Below are 13,705 nucleotides of genomic sequence, written 5' to 3' on the forward strand. Positions count from 1 at the left end.
CCAAGAACCTGCTCGCCGCGCGCCGGCGGGAACCCTCCGGCGCGCGCGGCTGTCACACGGGGCCATGCCGCCGACCGTCGTCCGGTTCTTCGTCCTCGCTTATGCCATCACCTGGCTGTGCCAGCTGCCGCTCCTCCTCCAGCAGTGGGGCGCGCCCGTCCCGCCGGGCGCCGCCATGGCGCCGCTCGCGCTCGGCGCCGTCGGCCCCTCGGTCGCAGCAGCGGTGTGCGCCTGGAAGGAACGCGGCCGCGCCGGGCTCTCCGGGCTGTTCTCGCCGCGCCGCGCGCCCGCGGGCTGGGCCCATGCGCCGCTCGCGCTGTGCATGCCGGCGCTGTTGCACCTCGTCGGCCTCGCGCTGCTCGCGCTCGCCGGCGGGAGCACGCCGGCGACGCTCCTCTACGCCCCGATCACCCCGGAGCAGCGCGGCATCGCCGTGCTCGCGCCGCTCGGCGAGGAGCTCGGCTGGCGCGGCTATGCCCTCCCGCGGCTCCTGCCGGCGCACGGGCCCGTTCGCGCCAGCCTCGTCATCGGCGCTGCGTGGACCCTCTGGCACCTTCCCATGATGTGCCTGCCAGGCGTCCCGTGGTGGTCGATCGTGCTGAGCGCGCTCTTCATCACCTCGCTGAGCGTGCTGATGACGGCGCTGCACCTCGCGTCCGGCGGCAGCATGCTCGTGGCGTGGGCGGCGCACCTCGGCATCCACCTCGACAACGTCTCTCGCGCGCACCTGTCCGGCGACGGCGCGACGCCGCTCCTCGTGACGACGATCGCCGCGATCGCCGCCGCCGCGATCACGGCGCGGCGCATGCAGACCCGGCAGGCGTGCGCGGAGGCCGCAGCGGCGCAGCCTCGATCGCGCGCGGCATGAGGCGCTCCGGCCGCGGCCTCGCGCGGCGGGGCCGCGCGCGATCCGGCCCGCGCTGCCTCTCGCCGCGCCGCCTTTCGCCGCGCCGCCGATGAGCGTAAGCTCCGGCCGATACCCGACCGGGCGACGCCTCGGCCCCGCCCCGAGCCTCCGGTTGCGGTCACTCTATGGGAACCTCCGCGCACCCCCGCCCGCCTTCCGGGCCCTCGATCAGCGTCGACTCGATGGACATCGAAGCCCTGAAGCGCGAGCTCGAGCGGCTCCGCGTCGTGGCTTCCCGTGATCGCGGGTGGCTCAACGCGCTGCTCGAGCAAGGCCCGCACGGCGTCATCATCTGCGACGCCTCCGGGAAGCTCGTCCTGCACAACCGGGCGGCGGAGCGCATCTGGGCCGGCAGCGCCTCGACCGAGTCGATGCGGGACTGGACACTGTATCGCGCCTTCCACGAGGACGGCCGCCCGTACGAGGCCACCGACTGGGCGATGGCGCGCGCGATGTCTGCGAGGCAGGTCATCGAGAGCGAGGAGACCCGGATCCAGCGCTTCGACGGGACGCGGGGCGTGGTCCTCGGGAGCGCCGCGCCGATCCTCGGGCCCGGAGGCGAGCTCGAGGGGGGGATCTCGGTGTTCGCCGACATCTCCCGCCTGAAGCAGGTCGAGGCGGAGCGCGGCGAGCTCGCCGCGCAGCTCTCGCGGCGCCTCGAGGAGCTCGATCGCAGCGCCCGGCTCACGCAGGCGCTGCTCGCGGTCAGCTCCGCGCTGAGCGGTGCGATGACGGTCGAACAGATGGCCTCCGCCGTCGTCCGCGACATCCACCGCGTGCTCGGCGCCTCGACGACGATGATGTACGCGGCGGGCGAGGCGGTCGGGGCCGCGACGCTGATCGGCTACTCGGGGCTGGAAGAGCAGCGCGCGAGCCCTTACGCGACCGTGCCCCTCGACGCCCGACTGCCGCTCTCGGAGGCGCTCCGGCTACGCCGCCCGATCTGGGTGGACACGCAGGAGAGCCTGCACGCGGCGTACCCCGAGCTCGCGGCGCTGAGGCCTGCTCGCGACGACATCCAGGCGCTCGCCGTCCTGCCGATCGTCGCCCACGGAGCGCTGCTCGGCGGGCTCTCGTTCTCGTTCGCGGCCGCGCGGGCGTGGACCGATGAAGAGCGCGAGTTCTTGCTCAGCGTGGCCGCGCAGTGCGCGTCGGCGCTCGACCGGGCGCGCCTGCTCGAGCAGGAGCGCGAGGCCCGGGCGCGCGCGGAGATGCTCGCGGCCGAGCTCGAGCGGCAGCAGGCGACCTTGCGCCTGCTGAGCGAGGCGGGCGCCGTGCTCTCGAACTCGCTCGACGTCGGGGCGCGGCTCGCGCACCTGACCCACCTCGCGGTGCCCACGCTGGCGGACTGGTGCGCCGTCGACATGCTGAACGGCGACACCGTCGAGCGCGTGGCCGTTCACCACTGCGACCCGGCGAAGATCGAGCTGGGCGAGCGCCTGCGGGCGATGTCCCCGCCCCGGCTCGACGCCCCCACCGGCGTGCCGGCGGTCATCCGCACCGGTCGCCCCGAGTGGATGGCCGACATCCCGGACTCGATGCTCGAGTCCGCCGCGATGGGCCCGGAGCACCTGCGCCTGATCCGGTCGCTGGGCCTCAGGTCCTACGTCGTCGTCCCGCTCCGGGGGCGCGAACGGAACATCGGGGCGCTCACGCTGGTCCACGCCGAGTCGGGCCGGCGCTTCAGCGAGGCGGACGTCGCGCTCGCCGAGGAGCTCGCGAACCGCGTGGCCTTGCAGATCGACAACGCCAGGCTGTTCCAGCAGGTCGACGCGTCTCGCCAGCAGCTCGCGGGCCTGTTCAACCAGGCGCCGGCCGGCATCTGCATCCTGCGGGGCCCCGAGCACGTCTTCGAGCTGGTGAACCCGACGTATCGAGACATCCTCGGCGGCCGAGAGGTGATGGGCAGTCCGATCCGGGAGGCGCTCCCCGAGCTCCACGGCCAAGGCATCTTCGAGCTCCTGGACGGGGTCTACCGGAGCGGTCAACCCTACGTCGGCACGTCCGTCCCCCTCCGCCTGCGCCGCGGCGGCGCCGGACCGGAGGAAGAGCGCTTCTTCAACTTCGTCTACCAGGCGATGCGCGCGCCGGACGGCGGCACCGAGGGCGTCATGGCGTTCGCCTTCGAGGTGACCGACCAGGTGCTGGCGCGCCGCCACGTCGAGCAGCTCGCGATCGAGCTCGCCACGAGCGAGGCGCGCCTCCGGACGCTGGTCCAGGCGACCACCGCCGTCGTGTGGACGGCCACGCCGGAGGGGACGATCGTCGAGAGCTCGCCGAGCTGGCTCGAGTTCACGGGCCAGGAAGAGGCCGAGTACCTGCAGAGGGGCTTCCTGCGGGCGGTCCACCCCGACGATCGGGAGGCGATGATGCGGGCCTGGGCGGACGCGACGGCGCGCGGCGCCGTGTACGAAGCCGAGTACAGGCTCCGCCGGCGGGACGGCACGTATGCCTACACGGTGGCGCGCGCGGCGCCGGTCCGCGCCACGGACGGCAGCGTGCGCGAGTACGTGGGCTGCAACATGGATATCAGCCAGCAGCGCGAGGCGGAGCGGCTCACGCGAGAGCACGCCGAGGTGCTCGAGACGCTCCACGAGGTGGGGCAGGTGCTGTCGGCGGAGCTCGAGCTCGACGCGCTCGTCCAGTCGGTCACCGACGCGGGGACGAAGCTCTCCGGCGCGGAGTTCGGCGCGTTCTTCTACAACGTGAGCGACGCGCAGAGCGGCAGCTACATGCTGTATGCGCTCTCGGGGGCGCCGAGGGAGGCCTTCTCGCGCTTCCCGATGCCGCGCAGTACGGCGCTGTTCGCGCCCACGTTCGGCGGAGAGGGCGTGATCCGCATCGACGACGTGACCCGGGATCCGCGCTACGGCAAGAGCCCTCCTCATCGAGGCCTGCCGGAGGGGCACCTACCCGTCGCGAGCTACCTGGCCGTCCCCGTGGTCTCGCGGAGCGGCAAGGTCATCGGCGGCATGTTCTTCGGCCACCCGAAGCCGGGGGTCTTCACCGAGCGCTCCGAGCGCATCACCGTCGGCCTCGCCGCCCAGGCGGCGGTGGCGATGGACAACGCCCGGCTGTTCCGGGAGGCGCAGTCGCTCATCCGCGCGCTGGAGCGCACCAACGCCGAGCTCGACCAGTTCGCGTACGTGACGAGCCATGATCTGAAGGCGCCGCTCCGCGGCATCGCGAGCCTCGCCCAGTGGATCGAGGAGGACCTGTCGGACAAGCTCACCGCCGACACGCGCCAGCAGATGGAGATGCTGCGCGGCCGCGTGCGGCGCATGGAGGCCCTGATCGAGGGCATCCTGGCCTACTCCCGCGCCACGAGGTTCCGCGAGAAGCCGGAGAGCATCGACATCGAGAAGCTCTCGCGGGAGGTGGTCGAGCTCATCGCCCCCAAGCCGCCTGCGCGGGTCACGCTCGACGTGCCGCCCGCGACCTTGCGGACGTACCGGGTGCCGCTGCAACAGGTCTTGATGAACCTGATCACGAACGCGCTCAAGCACGCTGGCCGCGAGGACGCGGCGGTGTCCGTGTCCGCCCGGGAGGAGGGCGATCGATACGAGTTCTCGGTGTCGGACAACGGGCCTGGCATCGCGCCTGCGTTTCAGGAGAAGGTGTGGGGGATGTTCCAGACGCTGCAGGCGCGGGACAAGGTGGAGAGCACCGGGATCGGCCTTGCCATCGTGCGGAAGATCGTGGAGAGCCGCGGCGGGCGGGCCTGGGTGGAGTCGGACGGCAAGAGCGGCGCGACCTTCCGGTTCACGTGGCCCAAGCGGGAAGAGGCGCAGGGCGCCGCGTAACGCGCTCGCGATCGCGGCGGCGCGGGGACGCGCTCAGTTCGAGGGCTTCGGCATCTGGAACACCACGGCGTCCTCTTCGGCTTCCAGGTCGTTGACGTTCCAGTAGATGAACCCGCAGTCGACGGCGATCTCGAAGAAGTACGGCTGTCCGGTCGTGAGGGTGACCGTGTCCCCCATGCCGATGTGCGCCCTGCGCACCTCGCCTTGCCCCTCGCCGTTCACGTAAACGGTCCAGTAGACGAACTCGTCGTCCACCGCGAGCGACTTGGCGACGGCCTGAGCGTCGACCGTGGTCGTGAAGGGCGGGGCGCCCGGCGCCGCGTCCGTCGCCTTGGACTGGACTGCGCCGGTGTTGTCGGTCACCCAGTACACGACGCCGCCCGCGAGGACGATCTCGGTCGGGTTGCCGTTCGTCTCCGCGAAGACCTCGGCGGTGTCGCCGAGCGGCTCCTTCGTCTTGCGCAGGATCTGGCTCGCCCAGTAATCCGACCAGTAGACGTGCGTCGCGTCGACGGCGACGCCGATCGGGTGGTCGCTGGCGGCGACCTGCTCGGCGATCGCCTGGCTGCCGTCCGCCTTGGCCCGCCACACGGCCCCGGGCGTCTGCGTCGCCCAGTAAACGCTGTCGCCGAACGAGGCGATCCGGCCGAAGCCCGGAATGACGTCCTCGTCCTCCTGCCGAGGGACCGCCGCGATCCGGATCGGGCTCGAGCTCGGCGGATCGATGGAGATCCCCAGCACGTCTCCGTTGCTCCAGTTCATCCACGAGAGCTGTCCGCCCGAGTAGGTGACCCAGGTTGTGTCGCCGAATCCGAGGGTGCCAGGGAGCGTGCGCGCGGCCCCGCCATCCTTCGGGATGGCGACGATGGCCTCGTTGTTGGCCATCAGCACGACATCCCGGGTGACCGCCATGCCCTTCGGGTTGGACCCGAGCACCCCTGGCATCTGCGTCACGGGGCACTCTCCCGCGGTGCAGCTCGATGGAGGGCACGAGGGCGCGCGCCCGCCCGCCCCATCGGCGCCACCGGAGCCGCCGGCGCCCGACGTGGCCTGCGCCGAGCCGCCATCCCCGGAGCCCGTGGTCGCCGTCGCCGAGGGGGCCGTCGTCGAGGACGAGGAGGGGGTCGCGTCCGTGCCGGGCTCGATGCCGAAGATGAGATTGCAACCGCTGCCCGCCGCTCCGAGCGCGAGCAGGGCGCAGGGCAGAGCGATCTTCTTGACCATGACGAAGTGTATAGAACGCGAGCGCGGCGCTGGCTACGATGGGCCAAGACCGCGCGATGGGAGGCGAACTGCGAGCTGGATCCGAGCGTGTCCGGAGCGGCAGCTGCGCCTGCGGCGCCGTGAGGTTTCAGCTCCGTGGCGAGCCTGTGCGCGTGGGGCTCTGCCACTGTACGTCGTGCAGGAAGGAGACCGGCAGCGTCTTCATGCCGTTCGCGGTGTGGCCGTGGTCGAGCTTCACGTTCACCGGCGAGACGAGGTGCTGGGAGGGGCGCAGCTTCTGCCCGACGTGCGGGTCGCGGCTGTTCTCTCCGCGGGAGGCGGAGGGCGAGGTCGAGATCAAGCTGGGATGTCTGGACGACGCTCCGACGGATCTCGCTCCGAGCTTCGAGATCTGGATCCAGCGCCGCGAGCCGTGGCTGCCGCCGCTCTCGGGCACGGAGCAGCACGGGGGAGATCCGCCGTGGGTCGCCGGCGCCCCGAGCGCGCCGCCGGCTCCTCGCGAGCGCGGGTGACTGGCACCCTGAACGCGCGCCCGAGCGCGATACCCGCGCTCACGCCAGCCTGCGGAGCTGCTCCAGCCGCCGGCGCTGGTCGATGTCGCGCCGCTTGATCTTCCCGGTCCTGAGCTCCTCGTACGGCCCGCACACCGGCCGGTAATCGCACTGCGCGCACGCCCCCTCCGCCGGCATCGGCAGGAGCGCCGCCCTGTCGATCGCGTCGCCGATGATCCCCGCCACCTGCGCGGCCGCCTCGCGGGCCCGCGCGTCCAGGTAGATCGGCACCTCGGTGAAGCCGCCGGCGGACGTGCAGTAATAGAGCCGCCCCGACTCGACCTGCGCCCCAGGCGGCATGAGCTTCTCCAGTGCGAGCGCGTAGAGGACCGGCTGGAGCGTGCCCCCGCCGCTCACGACCGCGTCGCGCGGCGCCCGCGCCTTGCCCGTCTTGTAGTCGGTCGCCCGCATCGCGCCCCACACGCTGCGCTCGACCAGGTCGATCGATCCCCGGAGCTTGACCCCGCAGTCGAGCGCCACCGGCTCGTCCGAGCTCCCCGGATCCCGGGTGGCGAAGCGGCGCGGCAGCCCGAACGACAGCTCGAAATGGATCGGCTCCCAGTCGCGGTCCTCCGCGGCGCGGCGCAGCCACTCGCGGAGATCGGCCCGCACCGACGCGATGCCGTCGTCCCAGACGCGCTGGATCGCCGGCGCGAGCTCGTCGGCGTAGCGCGCGGCCACGCGGTCGAGCGCCCGATCGAGCTCGGCCCGCGCCTCGTCGAGCGAGGCCACGCTCACCGGCAGCTTGCCCGCGTCGCGCAGCGCGACAAGCACCTCGTAGAGCACGTCGTGCACGAGCCGGCCGCGCTGGAGCGGATCGAGCTCCTCGATCGCCTCCGGCGCCGGGCGCGGCGCGAGCTTGTGCACGGCGTAGAGGAAGAACCGGTAGGGGCACGCGGCGAAGTGCTGGAGGGCGGTCGGCGAGAACGACCGGCGCCCGAACGCGTGCTTCGCGAGCGCCTCGCGCGCCTCGGCGGCCGGCTTGAACAGCCCGTCGGCGCTCGTCCACGCCGGGATCCAGCGCCGGGCCCGGAACCGGAGCGCCCGCGCGAGGTGCGGGTTCGCGCTGAGCAGGTAGCGCGCCGTGCCGATGGTCCGGTCCTCCGGGAGGCTGAAGAGCGTCTCCAGGAGCGCGAGGTCGTGCTCCGCCGCGTCGATGGCGTCCTCGGGCCGCGCGGGCGCGGGCCAGCCGATGCGCGCGGCGCCGCCCTGCTCGGCGCGGCGCTCGAGCTCGCCGAAGCCGGGCAGCCTGCCCTCGGCCGCGCGCAGGAGCTCGAGCCCGTAGAACGACGGCACCCGCGGCCGCGACTGGTCCATGTCGACGCGCGGGTACGACACGACGAGCTTGCGGCGGGCCGCGCCGACCGCGAGCCGGAGCGCGAGGCGCTCGCGCGCCACCCGGTCGTCGCTCGTGTCGAGGCCGGAGGCGCCCCCGGCGATCGCCCGGCGGAGCGCGTCGCGGAGGATCGGGTCCTCGACGACCTTTTGCGGGAAGATCCGCTCGGCGAGCCCGGGCACGAAGACCACGTCGAACGAGCGCCCGCGGACGGCCTCGATCGGCGCCACGAAGAGGCGCCCGTCGCGGCGGGCGGCCGGGGGCAGCACGAGGTCGGTGAGCCGGTGCGCGAGGCAGAGGCGCACCTCGCCGAGGTCCACGGGGCCCACGTCGGCCATCGGCGCGAGCTCGGCGAGCACCGCGAGCACCCGCTCGGGGTGCCGGAGGGCGCGCGTCGCGAGCGCCGAGAGCCGGTCGCGCCACGCGCCCCACGTCGCTCGCTCGCCCGGGCTCGGCAGCGCCGAAAGGAGCGGCAGCGCGAAGTCGCGCAGGGCCGAGAGGTCGGCGAGCGTCCGCGCGATGCGCGCGGCGTCGCGCTCCTCCGGGGCGCGCGCGAGCTCTTGCCGGAGCTCGCGCTCGAAGCCGGAGAGCCGCGCCTTCCACCGGTCGAGCCCGCCGATCACGGCCGCGTCGACGAGGATCCGCTCCCAGCGCCGCGGGGCGCGCAGGGTGCCGTCCTGCACGGGGGCGTCGCGGTCGCCGCCGGGCGCGGCCTGCGGAGCCGGAGCGCCCGGCGCGGCGTGCGAGGCCGGCGCCCCCGGCGATTCCGGCGTGCCCGGCGCGGCGTGCGATTCCGGCGCGCCCGTCGGTTCCGGCGCGCCCCGCGGTTCCGGCGTGCCTGCGTGGGGCAGCGCGCCGCCGCCGGAGGGCACCTCCTCTTCATCTCCGAGCGCCAGCGCGTCCCCGAGCTCCTCCGCGCCCTCGTCGAGCTCGCCGCGCAGGAGCGCGGGGAAGAAGTCGTCGTCCGGCGGCACCCACCGGTCGGCCTCGGACGCGGCCGGCGGCGGCTCGCCCGCGGGCGTGGCGTCGGGCACCTGCCCGAGCGAGAGGTACTCGGCGAAGCGCGACGCCGAGAGGTGCTCGGCCGCGCACGCGAGCAGCGCGAGCAGCGCCCGGCCCGCCGGATCGGGCTGGACCGAGCCCTGCGCGAAGTACGCGGGGATCCCGGCCCGGCGCAGCGCCTCGACGAGGTGCGCGCGGTACTGCTCGGGCGCGCGCAGGAGGATCGCCATCCGCTCGAACGGCACGCCGCGTCCGGCCTCGCGCAGCGCGATGCGCGCGAGCTCCACGCACTCCCGGCTCTCCCCGGGCGCGGAGAGGATCTCCACCTCGTCGCCGAGCCCCGGGGCCTCGTCGGTCAGCGGATCGAACAGGTGCTCCTGCAGGCGCGCGAGCGAGGTGCTGGGCGCGGCCGGCAGCGGCCCGTCGTCCGCGCCGTCCGCGTCATCCGCGTCGCCGCCCGCGCCGTTGGCCGCGCCGGCGCCGTCGTGCGCGGCCGAGACCGCGGTCAGCGAGATCCGCCGCGACGGCGACCGGAGCGCGGCCTCGAGGTGGCGCAGCGACGCGGCGTCGCCGGCGGGCACGGTGGCGAGCGCGTCGGGCGAGCGTGCGGCCAGCGCCTCGATCAGCTCGCGCTCCAGCGCGAACCGCACCGGCAGGTCGAGCAGGAGCATCGGCAGCCCGAGCAGCGGGTGCCTCGCGCGCGGGTCGCCGCCGTCGTCGGCCCGGGCGCGCTCGGCCGCGAGGCGCAGGACGAGCGCGCGATCGGCGAGCCCGGCCGCGTCCAGGGCGGCGTCGAAGGCGTGGGCGATGCGGTCGAGATCGGCCGGCGCGAGCGCGTCCGGAGCGACGCCGGCGAGCCGCACCTCGTCGAGCGTCCGCGCCACGGCGCGCGGCAGCCCGGGCCGATCCGCGACGCGGGCGAAGCGGCCGAGCAGCCCATCCTGCGCGAGCCCGTCGATGGCGCGGGCGCACAGCGCCTGGATCGCGAGGGCGCTGGCCGGGACGAGGCCGCGCGCGGCGAGCGCCGGCATCGCGAGCGCGGCGGCGACGCGCCCCAGGGTGAGCCGGTGCCAGCCGAAGGTGGCGCGGCGGCCGCGGATCGACGCGCGGGCGAGCTCGCTCACGGCCTCGACCGACGCGCCGACGAGGAGCACGCGCTCCGCGGGGCGCCGGCGGCGCAGCCAGCCCACGGCGCGATCGAGGCGGGCGGCGGCGCTTGGCGAGGTGATGACGGCGTGGGGCACGGGGCGCTGGGGGAGGCGGCGGAGGCCGCGGCGACAGAGACCGCTGCACGACGGTGCAGGCCGGGAGTGTGAAGCAGAACGGCGGTGGAGGAAACCCGCCGCCGAGCGGGACGGCGCTGGCGCGGGGCCGGCCGAGGTCGCCGGCTTCGGGCCCGTCGAGGCTACCGGCGGAGGCGCGCGAGCTGCTTGGCCTCGACGGCTGCTCGGCGTACGTCACCACGCGCGAGAGCCTCGCCACCTCGTCGATTGAGCATGCACACGCGAGCTTCGCCCTGGTTTCGGCCGCACGGGCGCGGCGTCCTGGGTGCAATCCGTGCGGCTCGACGGACCGGAGCGCCGGCGGCCGAACGGCTGGAGTACCGGTTCATGTAGCAGCCGATCGATCGCGTTGGCCGCTTCGAGCCTCCGATTATCTGCACGCTTCTGGAGCTCGTGGAGGAGTAACATCATGCGCTATTCCGATTCCATCATCGACGAGGTTCGTGCTACCCGCGACGCCATCGCCAAGCAGTACGAATATGATATCGATAAGCTCGCCGAGGCGCTCAAGGCGCTCAAGGCGCGCGAGGCCAAGAGGGAGCGGAAGATCGTACGGCTGCCACCGCGCGAGGTGACGCTCGTTCGCAAAGCCTCGTGACGAGGCGATGGGCGATAGCTCCGCCCAACGAGGGCTTGCTGACATCGTTGGGCAGCATGCGAAGGAATGGTACGAGCGCGTCGACGTCGAGATGGCTGACGAGCTCGCGAGACCCCGTCGAAGAGCCCCCGCCAGGAGGGCCGGAGCCGTCCGGGCGCCCCCGCTCGGGGCGCGCGGCACGCCGTGAACCCATCCGGGGGAGCCGGCTCGTCCACGCCGGACATGGGTGGCACCCGTCTCCCGGTGGACGTGCCTCCACAAAAACATGGGTCGCACCCATCTCCGCGGTGGACGTGCCTCCACAAAAACATGGGTGGCACCCGTCTCCCGGTGGACGTGCCTCCACAAAAACATGGGTGGCACCCATCTCCGCGGTGGACGTGCCTCCACAAAACATGGGTGGCACCCGTCTCCCGGTGGACGTGCCTCCACAAAAACATGGGTGGCACCCATCTCCGCGGTGGACGTGCCTCCACAAAAACATGGGTGGCACCGTCTCCCGGTGGACGTGCCTCCACAAAAACATGGGTCGCACCCGTCTCCGCGCTGGAGATGCCCCCCTCCGCCGCCTTCCGCCAGCCCCTCGCGCCCCCTCTCGCCGGCGCCCCGGGCCCAGCCTCCCGACGCGACGCGCCCCAGGGCGAGGCGGTTGCCGGCCGAAGGCGGCGCCGCTGCCGCGGACCCGGCGAGCGGGCGAGCTCGCTCACGGTCGCTACCTCGCCCGCCGCCCTCCGCTATACTCGCCGCGTCATGCTGTGCGCTGCCGCGGCGGGGCCACCCCTCCGCCCCTTCATGGACCGCCGTGCCCCGGGGCCGGCATGAACGACGTCGACCTTCGCTGGATGGATCGCTGCCTGGAGCTCGCAGGGCGCGCCGCCGGGCGCACCGCGCCGAACCCGATGGTCGGCTCGGTCATCGTGCGCGGCGGCGAGGTCCTCGCCGAGGGGTTCCACGAGCGAGCCGGGCTGGCCCACGCCGAGGTCGACGCCCTCCGCAAGCTCGCCGGCCGCGCCGAGGGCGCCACCCTCTACGTCAACCTCGAGCCGTGCTGCCACCACGGCCGGACCCCGCCCTGCACCGACGCGCTCCTCCGATCCGGCGTCCGGCGCGTCGTGATCGGGATGATCGACCCGAACCCCCTCGTCTCCGGCAAGGGCGCGGCCCTGCTCGAGAGCGCCGGGATCGAGGTCACGATCGGCGTCCGCGAGCTCGCGTGCCGCGAGCTCAACCGCGCCTACGTCGCGAGCATGGCGGACCGCAGCGCCGCGGCCGCTCGAGCGACGCCGACGTCCTGACTCCGCGCACCGGCACCGCCGACCCGCGCACCGGCACCGCCGACACCCCCGCAAGCGGCGGCCGCCGCGTACCCCAGGCGTCCAAGACCCGCGTGCCCCCCTGGCGAGCGCGGCGCCGCGACCCCTCTCACCTCATGAACCTCCCGGCCGTACACGCCGCGGCCAAGCGCCCGGCGAATCTCGCCGCTCGCGCGCCATTCCAGGACGCGACCCGGCGAGATCCCCCGCTCGCGCGCCATTTCCAGGCCCCCGCCGCGCGCGGATCCGGCTCATAGGCGCGGAGGCGCGCCGCGCACGGCGCTGGCACCACGCTTGTTATGTCATCCGCCCACCCGTGGGCCCGGGTGGCGCAAAGACTGTGTGCGTCCTCACGACATGGCCGTTGTAGACATCATTTGTAGACGGAAAGGTGGCAGTATGAAGAATGCTATCCCGATCGCGATCGTGTGCCTCGGCGGGCTCGGCTGCGCGGTTACGCCTGCTGGGGGCGAGGGCGAGCAACCGTTGCTCACGTCCCGACAGCGCATCGTCGGAGGCGCCGTGGACACTGCGCACGCCTATGTCGTGGGCGTGGGCAATCGCGGCCGGGCGTACTGCAGCGGGACCGTGATCTCCCGGCGCACCGTGATCACCGCGGGACACTGCTACGGCGGGCTCACGCGGGTCTTCTTCGGCACGAACCTCGGGCGGCGCTCGGCGAGCGTGCCGGTCGAAACGTCGAGGCGCCACCCCGGGTACGACCCGGGCACCCTCCAGAACGATCTCACCCTCCTCAAGCTGGAGAGCGACGCGCCCGTGCAGCCTGCGCCGCTCCTGCGCGAGTCGATGGGAAACAACGGCTGGTACATCGGGCCAGACTACACCTTCGTCGGTTATGGCGTCTCCGACGGGGTCGCCGGGACGGGGTTCGGCATGCGACGCGCCGTGACGTTTCCCATCCTGGCGATCGGCCCTGCCCAGGTCGGCGGGACGCCAGGGACGATCGACGCGACCCAGTTCTATTACCAGGTCCCCGCCATGAACACGTGCGCCGGCGACTCCGGAGGTCCGGCGTTCCTCGTGCGGCGGGGCGTCGAGCGCCACGCCGGCGTGACGTCGTTCGGCGACGACCCCTGCACCCTGGACGGGGTGCAGGCGCGCACCGATTACGACCAGATCTCCCGGTTCATCCAGCCGACGATCGACGAGTTCGAGGCGGACAATCCATGCCGCGCGGACGGCTTCTGCGAGCCGTCCTGCGATGTCGGCCCAAATCTCGTCGACCCGGACTGCGCCGACCGACACTGCGGCGCCGACGGCGTGTGCGCGCTCGCCTGCGTGTCCCCGCCCGACCCGGACTGCGCTTCCGGCGACGATGGGGCGGAGCAGTGATCAGGGCGTGTCCGAGGGGGCCGCCAGGTCGCTGCCGGCGCTCCGCTCGTCGCCGTCGAGGAAGCCGTCCTCGTCGCGATCGACGCCGGTGCGGTAGCCCGAGCCCGGCGGCGTGCACGTGTACGCCAGCGGGCGGCCCGTCGCGACCGCGATCTGGCGGAGCACGGCGTCCGGGATCGGCGGCCGCGCCAGCCGGTCGGCGGCGAGCTTCCCGGCGCCGGTAGAGAGGAAGCCGATCTCCTGCAAGATCACCTGGCCCTTCGCGATGAGGTAGCGATGAGGTAGACGGAGGGAGAGGCGGTCGGCGCCGGAGGGGCGGAGGGGCGACGACGCCC

Annotated in this window: 9 protein-coding genes; 6 read left to right on the top strand and 3 right to left on the bottom strand. The window is 73.6% G+C overall.

Features of this window, described 5'->3' with window-relative positions; genetic code table 11:
* The first annotated feature begins 64 nt into the window (after positions 1-64).
* Together WMF20_RS01810 and WMF20_RS01815 are read left to right on the top strand one after the other, a co-directional pair.
* Positions 65-868 (top strand): CPBP family intramembrane glutamic endopeptidase, encoded by an 804-nt coding sequence (locus tag WMF20_RS01810; protein ID WP_437610148.1) that lies wholly within the window; start codon positions 65-67, stop codon positions 866-868.
* Between the two features lie 221 nt (positions 869-1,089).
* Positions 1,090-4,710: a GAF domain-containing protein gene (locus WMF20_RS01815; RefSeq protein ID WP_437610150.1), complete on the top strand. Its 3,621-nt coding sequence runs from the start codon at positions 1,090-1,092 to the stop codon at positions 4,708-4,710.
* 33 nt (positions 4,711-4,743) lie between these two features.
* Here WMF20_RS01815 and WMF20_RS01820 read toward each other — a convergent pair whose 3' ends face one another.
* A complete protein-coding gene (locus WMF20_RS01820) occupies positions 4,744-5,934 on the bottom strand; it encodes an ABC transporter permease (protein ID WP_437610152.1) in 1,191 nt (396 codons plus the stop codon).
* 56 nt (positions 5,935-5,990) lie between these two features.
* Here WMF20_RS01820 and WMF20_RS01825 point away from each other — a divergent pair, with 56 nt between their 5' ends.
* A complete protein-coding gene (locus tag WMF20_RS01825; protein WP_437610154.1) occupies positions 5,991-6,446 on the top strand; it encodes a GFA family protein in 456 nt (151 codons plus the stop codon).
* A gap of 39 nt (positions 6,447-6,485) precedes the next feature.
* Here the strand turns inward: WMF20_RS01825 and WMF20_RS01830 are convergent, their stop codons facing one another.
* Positions 6,486-10,067 carry a PD-(D/E)XK nuclease family protein gene (locus WMF20_RS01830; protein WP_437610156.1) on the bottom strand — a complete coding sequence of 1,194 codons (3,582 nt, stop codon included), beginning with the start codon at positions 10,065-10,067 and terminating at the stop codon, positions 6,486-6,488.
* Between the two features lie 448 nt (positions 10,068-10,515).
* On the opposite strand from WMF20_RS01830, the gene WMF20_RS01835 reads away from it, so the two are divergent.
* From WMF20_RS01835 to WMF20_RS01845, 3 genes are all read left to right on the top strand, one after another.
* Positions 10,516-10,704 (top strand): hypothetical protein, encoded by a 189-nt coding sequence (locus tag WMF20_RS01835; protein ID WP_437610158.1) that lies wholly within the window; start codon positions 10,516-10,518, stop codon positions 10,702-10,704.
* An 818-nt stretch (positions 10,705-11,522) separates the two neighbouring features.
* Positions 11,523-11,999 carry a bifunctional diaminohydroxyphosphoribosylaminopyrimidine deaminase/5-amino-6-(5-phosphoribosylamino)uracil reductase RibD gene (gene ribD / locus WMF20_RS01840; protein WP_437610160.1) on the top strand — a complete coding sequence of 159 codons (477 nt, stop codon included), beginning with the start codon at positions 11,523-11,525 and terminating at the stop codon, positions 11,997-11,999.
* 417 nt (positions 12,000-12,416) lie between these two features.
* Positions 12,417-13,370, top strand: coding sequence for a S1 family peptidase (locus tag WMF20_RS01845; RefSeq protein WP_437610162.1), 954 nt, complete (start codon positions 12,417-12,419; stop codon positions 13,368-13,370).
* Here the strand turns inward: WMF20_RS01845 and WMF20_RS01850 are convergent, their stop codons facing one another.
* Complete coding sequence (locus WMF20_RS01850; protein WP_129572741.1) at positions 13,371-13,622, bottom strand: hypothetical protein; 252 nt, start codon at positions 13,620-13,622, stop codon at positions 13,371-13,373. It lies immediately after the preceding gene.
* Positions 13,623-13,705 lie beyond the last annotated feature (83 nt).

The sequence above is a fragment of the Sorangium sp. So ce834 genome (assembly GCF_051521425.1).
Lineage (GTDB): Bacteria > Myxococcota_A > Polyangia > Polyangiales > Polyangiaceae > Sorangium > Sorangium cellulosum_D.

What these genes read in the sequence shown, in the direction of transcription:
- WMF20_RS01820 (WP_437610152.1), bottom strand. Translation starts at nt 5,934, where the DNA reads ATGGTCAAGAAGATCGCTCTGCCCTGCGCCCTGCTCGCGCTCGGAGCG.
- WMF20_RS01810 (WP_437610148.1), top strand. Translation starts at nt 65, where the DNA reads ATGCCGCCGACCGTCGTCCGGTTCTTCGTCCTCGCTTATGCCATCACC.
- WMF20_RS01815 (WP_437610150.1), top strand. Translation starts at nt 1,090, where the DNA reads ATGGACATCGAAGCCCTGAAGCGCGAGCTCGAGCGGCTCCGCGTCGTG.
- WMF20_RS01835 (WP_437610158.1), top strand. Translation starts at nt 10,516, where the DNA reads ATGCGCTATTCCGATTCCATCATCGACGAGGTTCGTGCTACCCGCGAC.
- WMF20_RS01845 (WP_437610162.1), top strand. Translation starts at nt 12,417, where the DNA reads ATGAAGAATGCTATCCCGATCGCGATCGTGTGCCTCGGCGGGCTCGGC.
- ribD (WP_437610160.1), top strand. Translation starts at nt 11,523, where the DNA reads ATGAACGACGTCGACCTTCGCTGGATGGATCGCTGCCTGGAGCTCGCA.
- WMF20_RS01825 (WP_437610154.1), top strand. Translation starts at nt 5,991, where the DNA reads ATGGGAGGCGAACTGCGAGCTGGATCCGAGCGTGTCCGGAGCGGCAGC.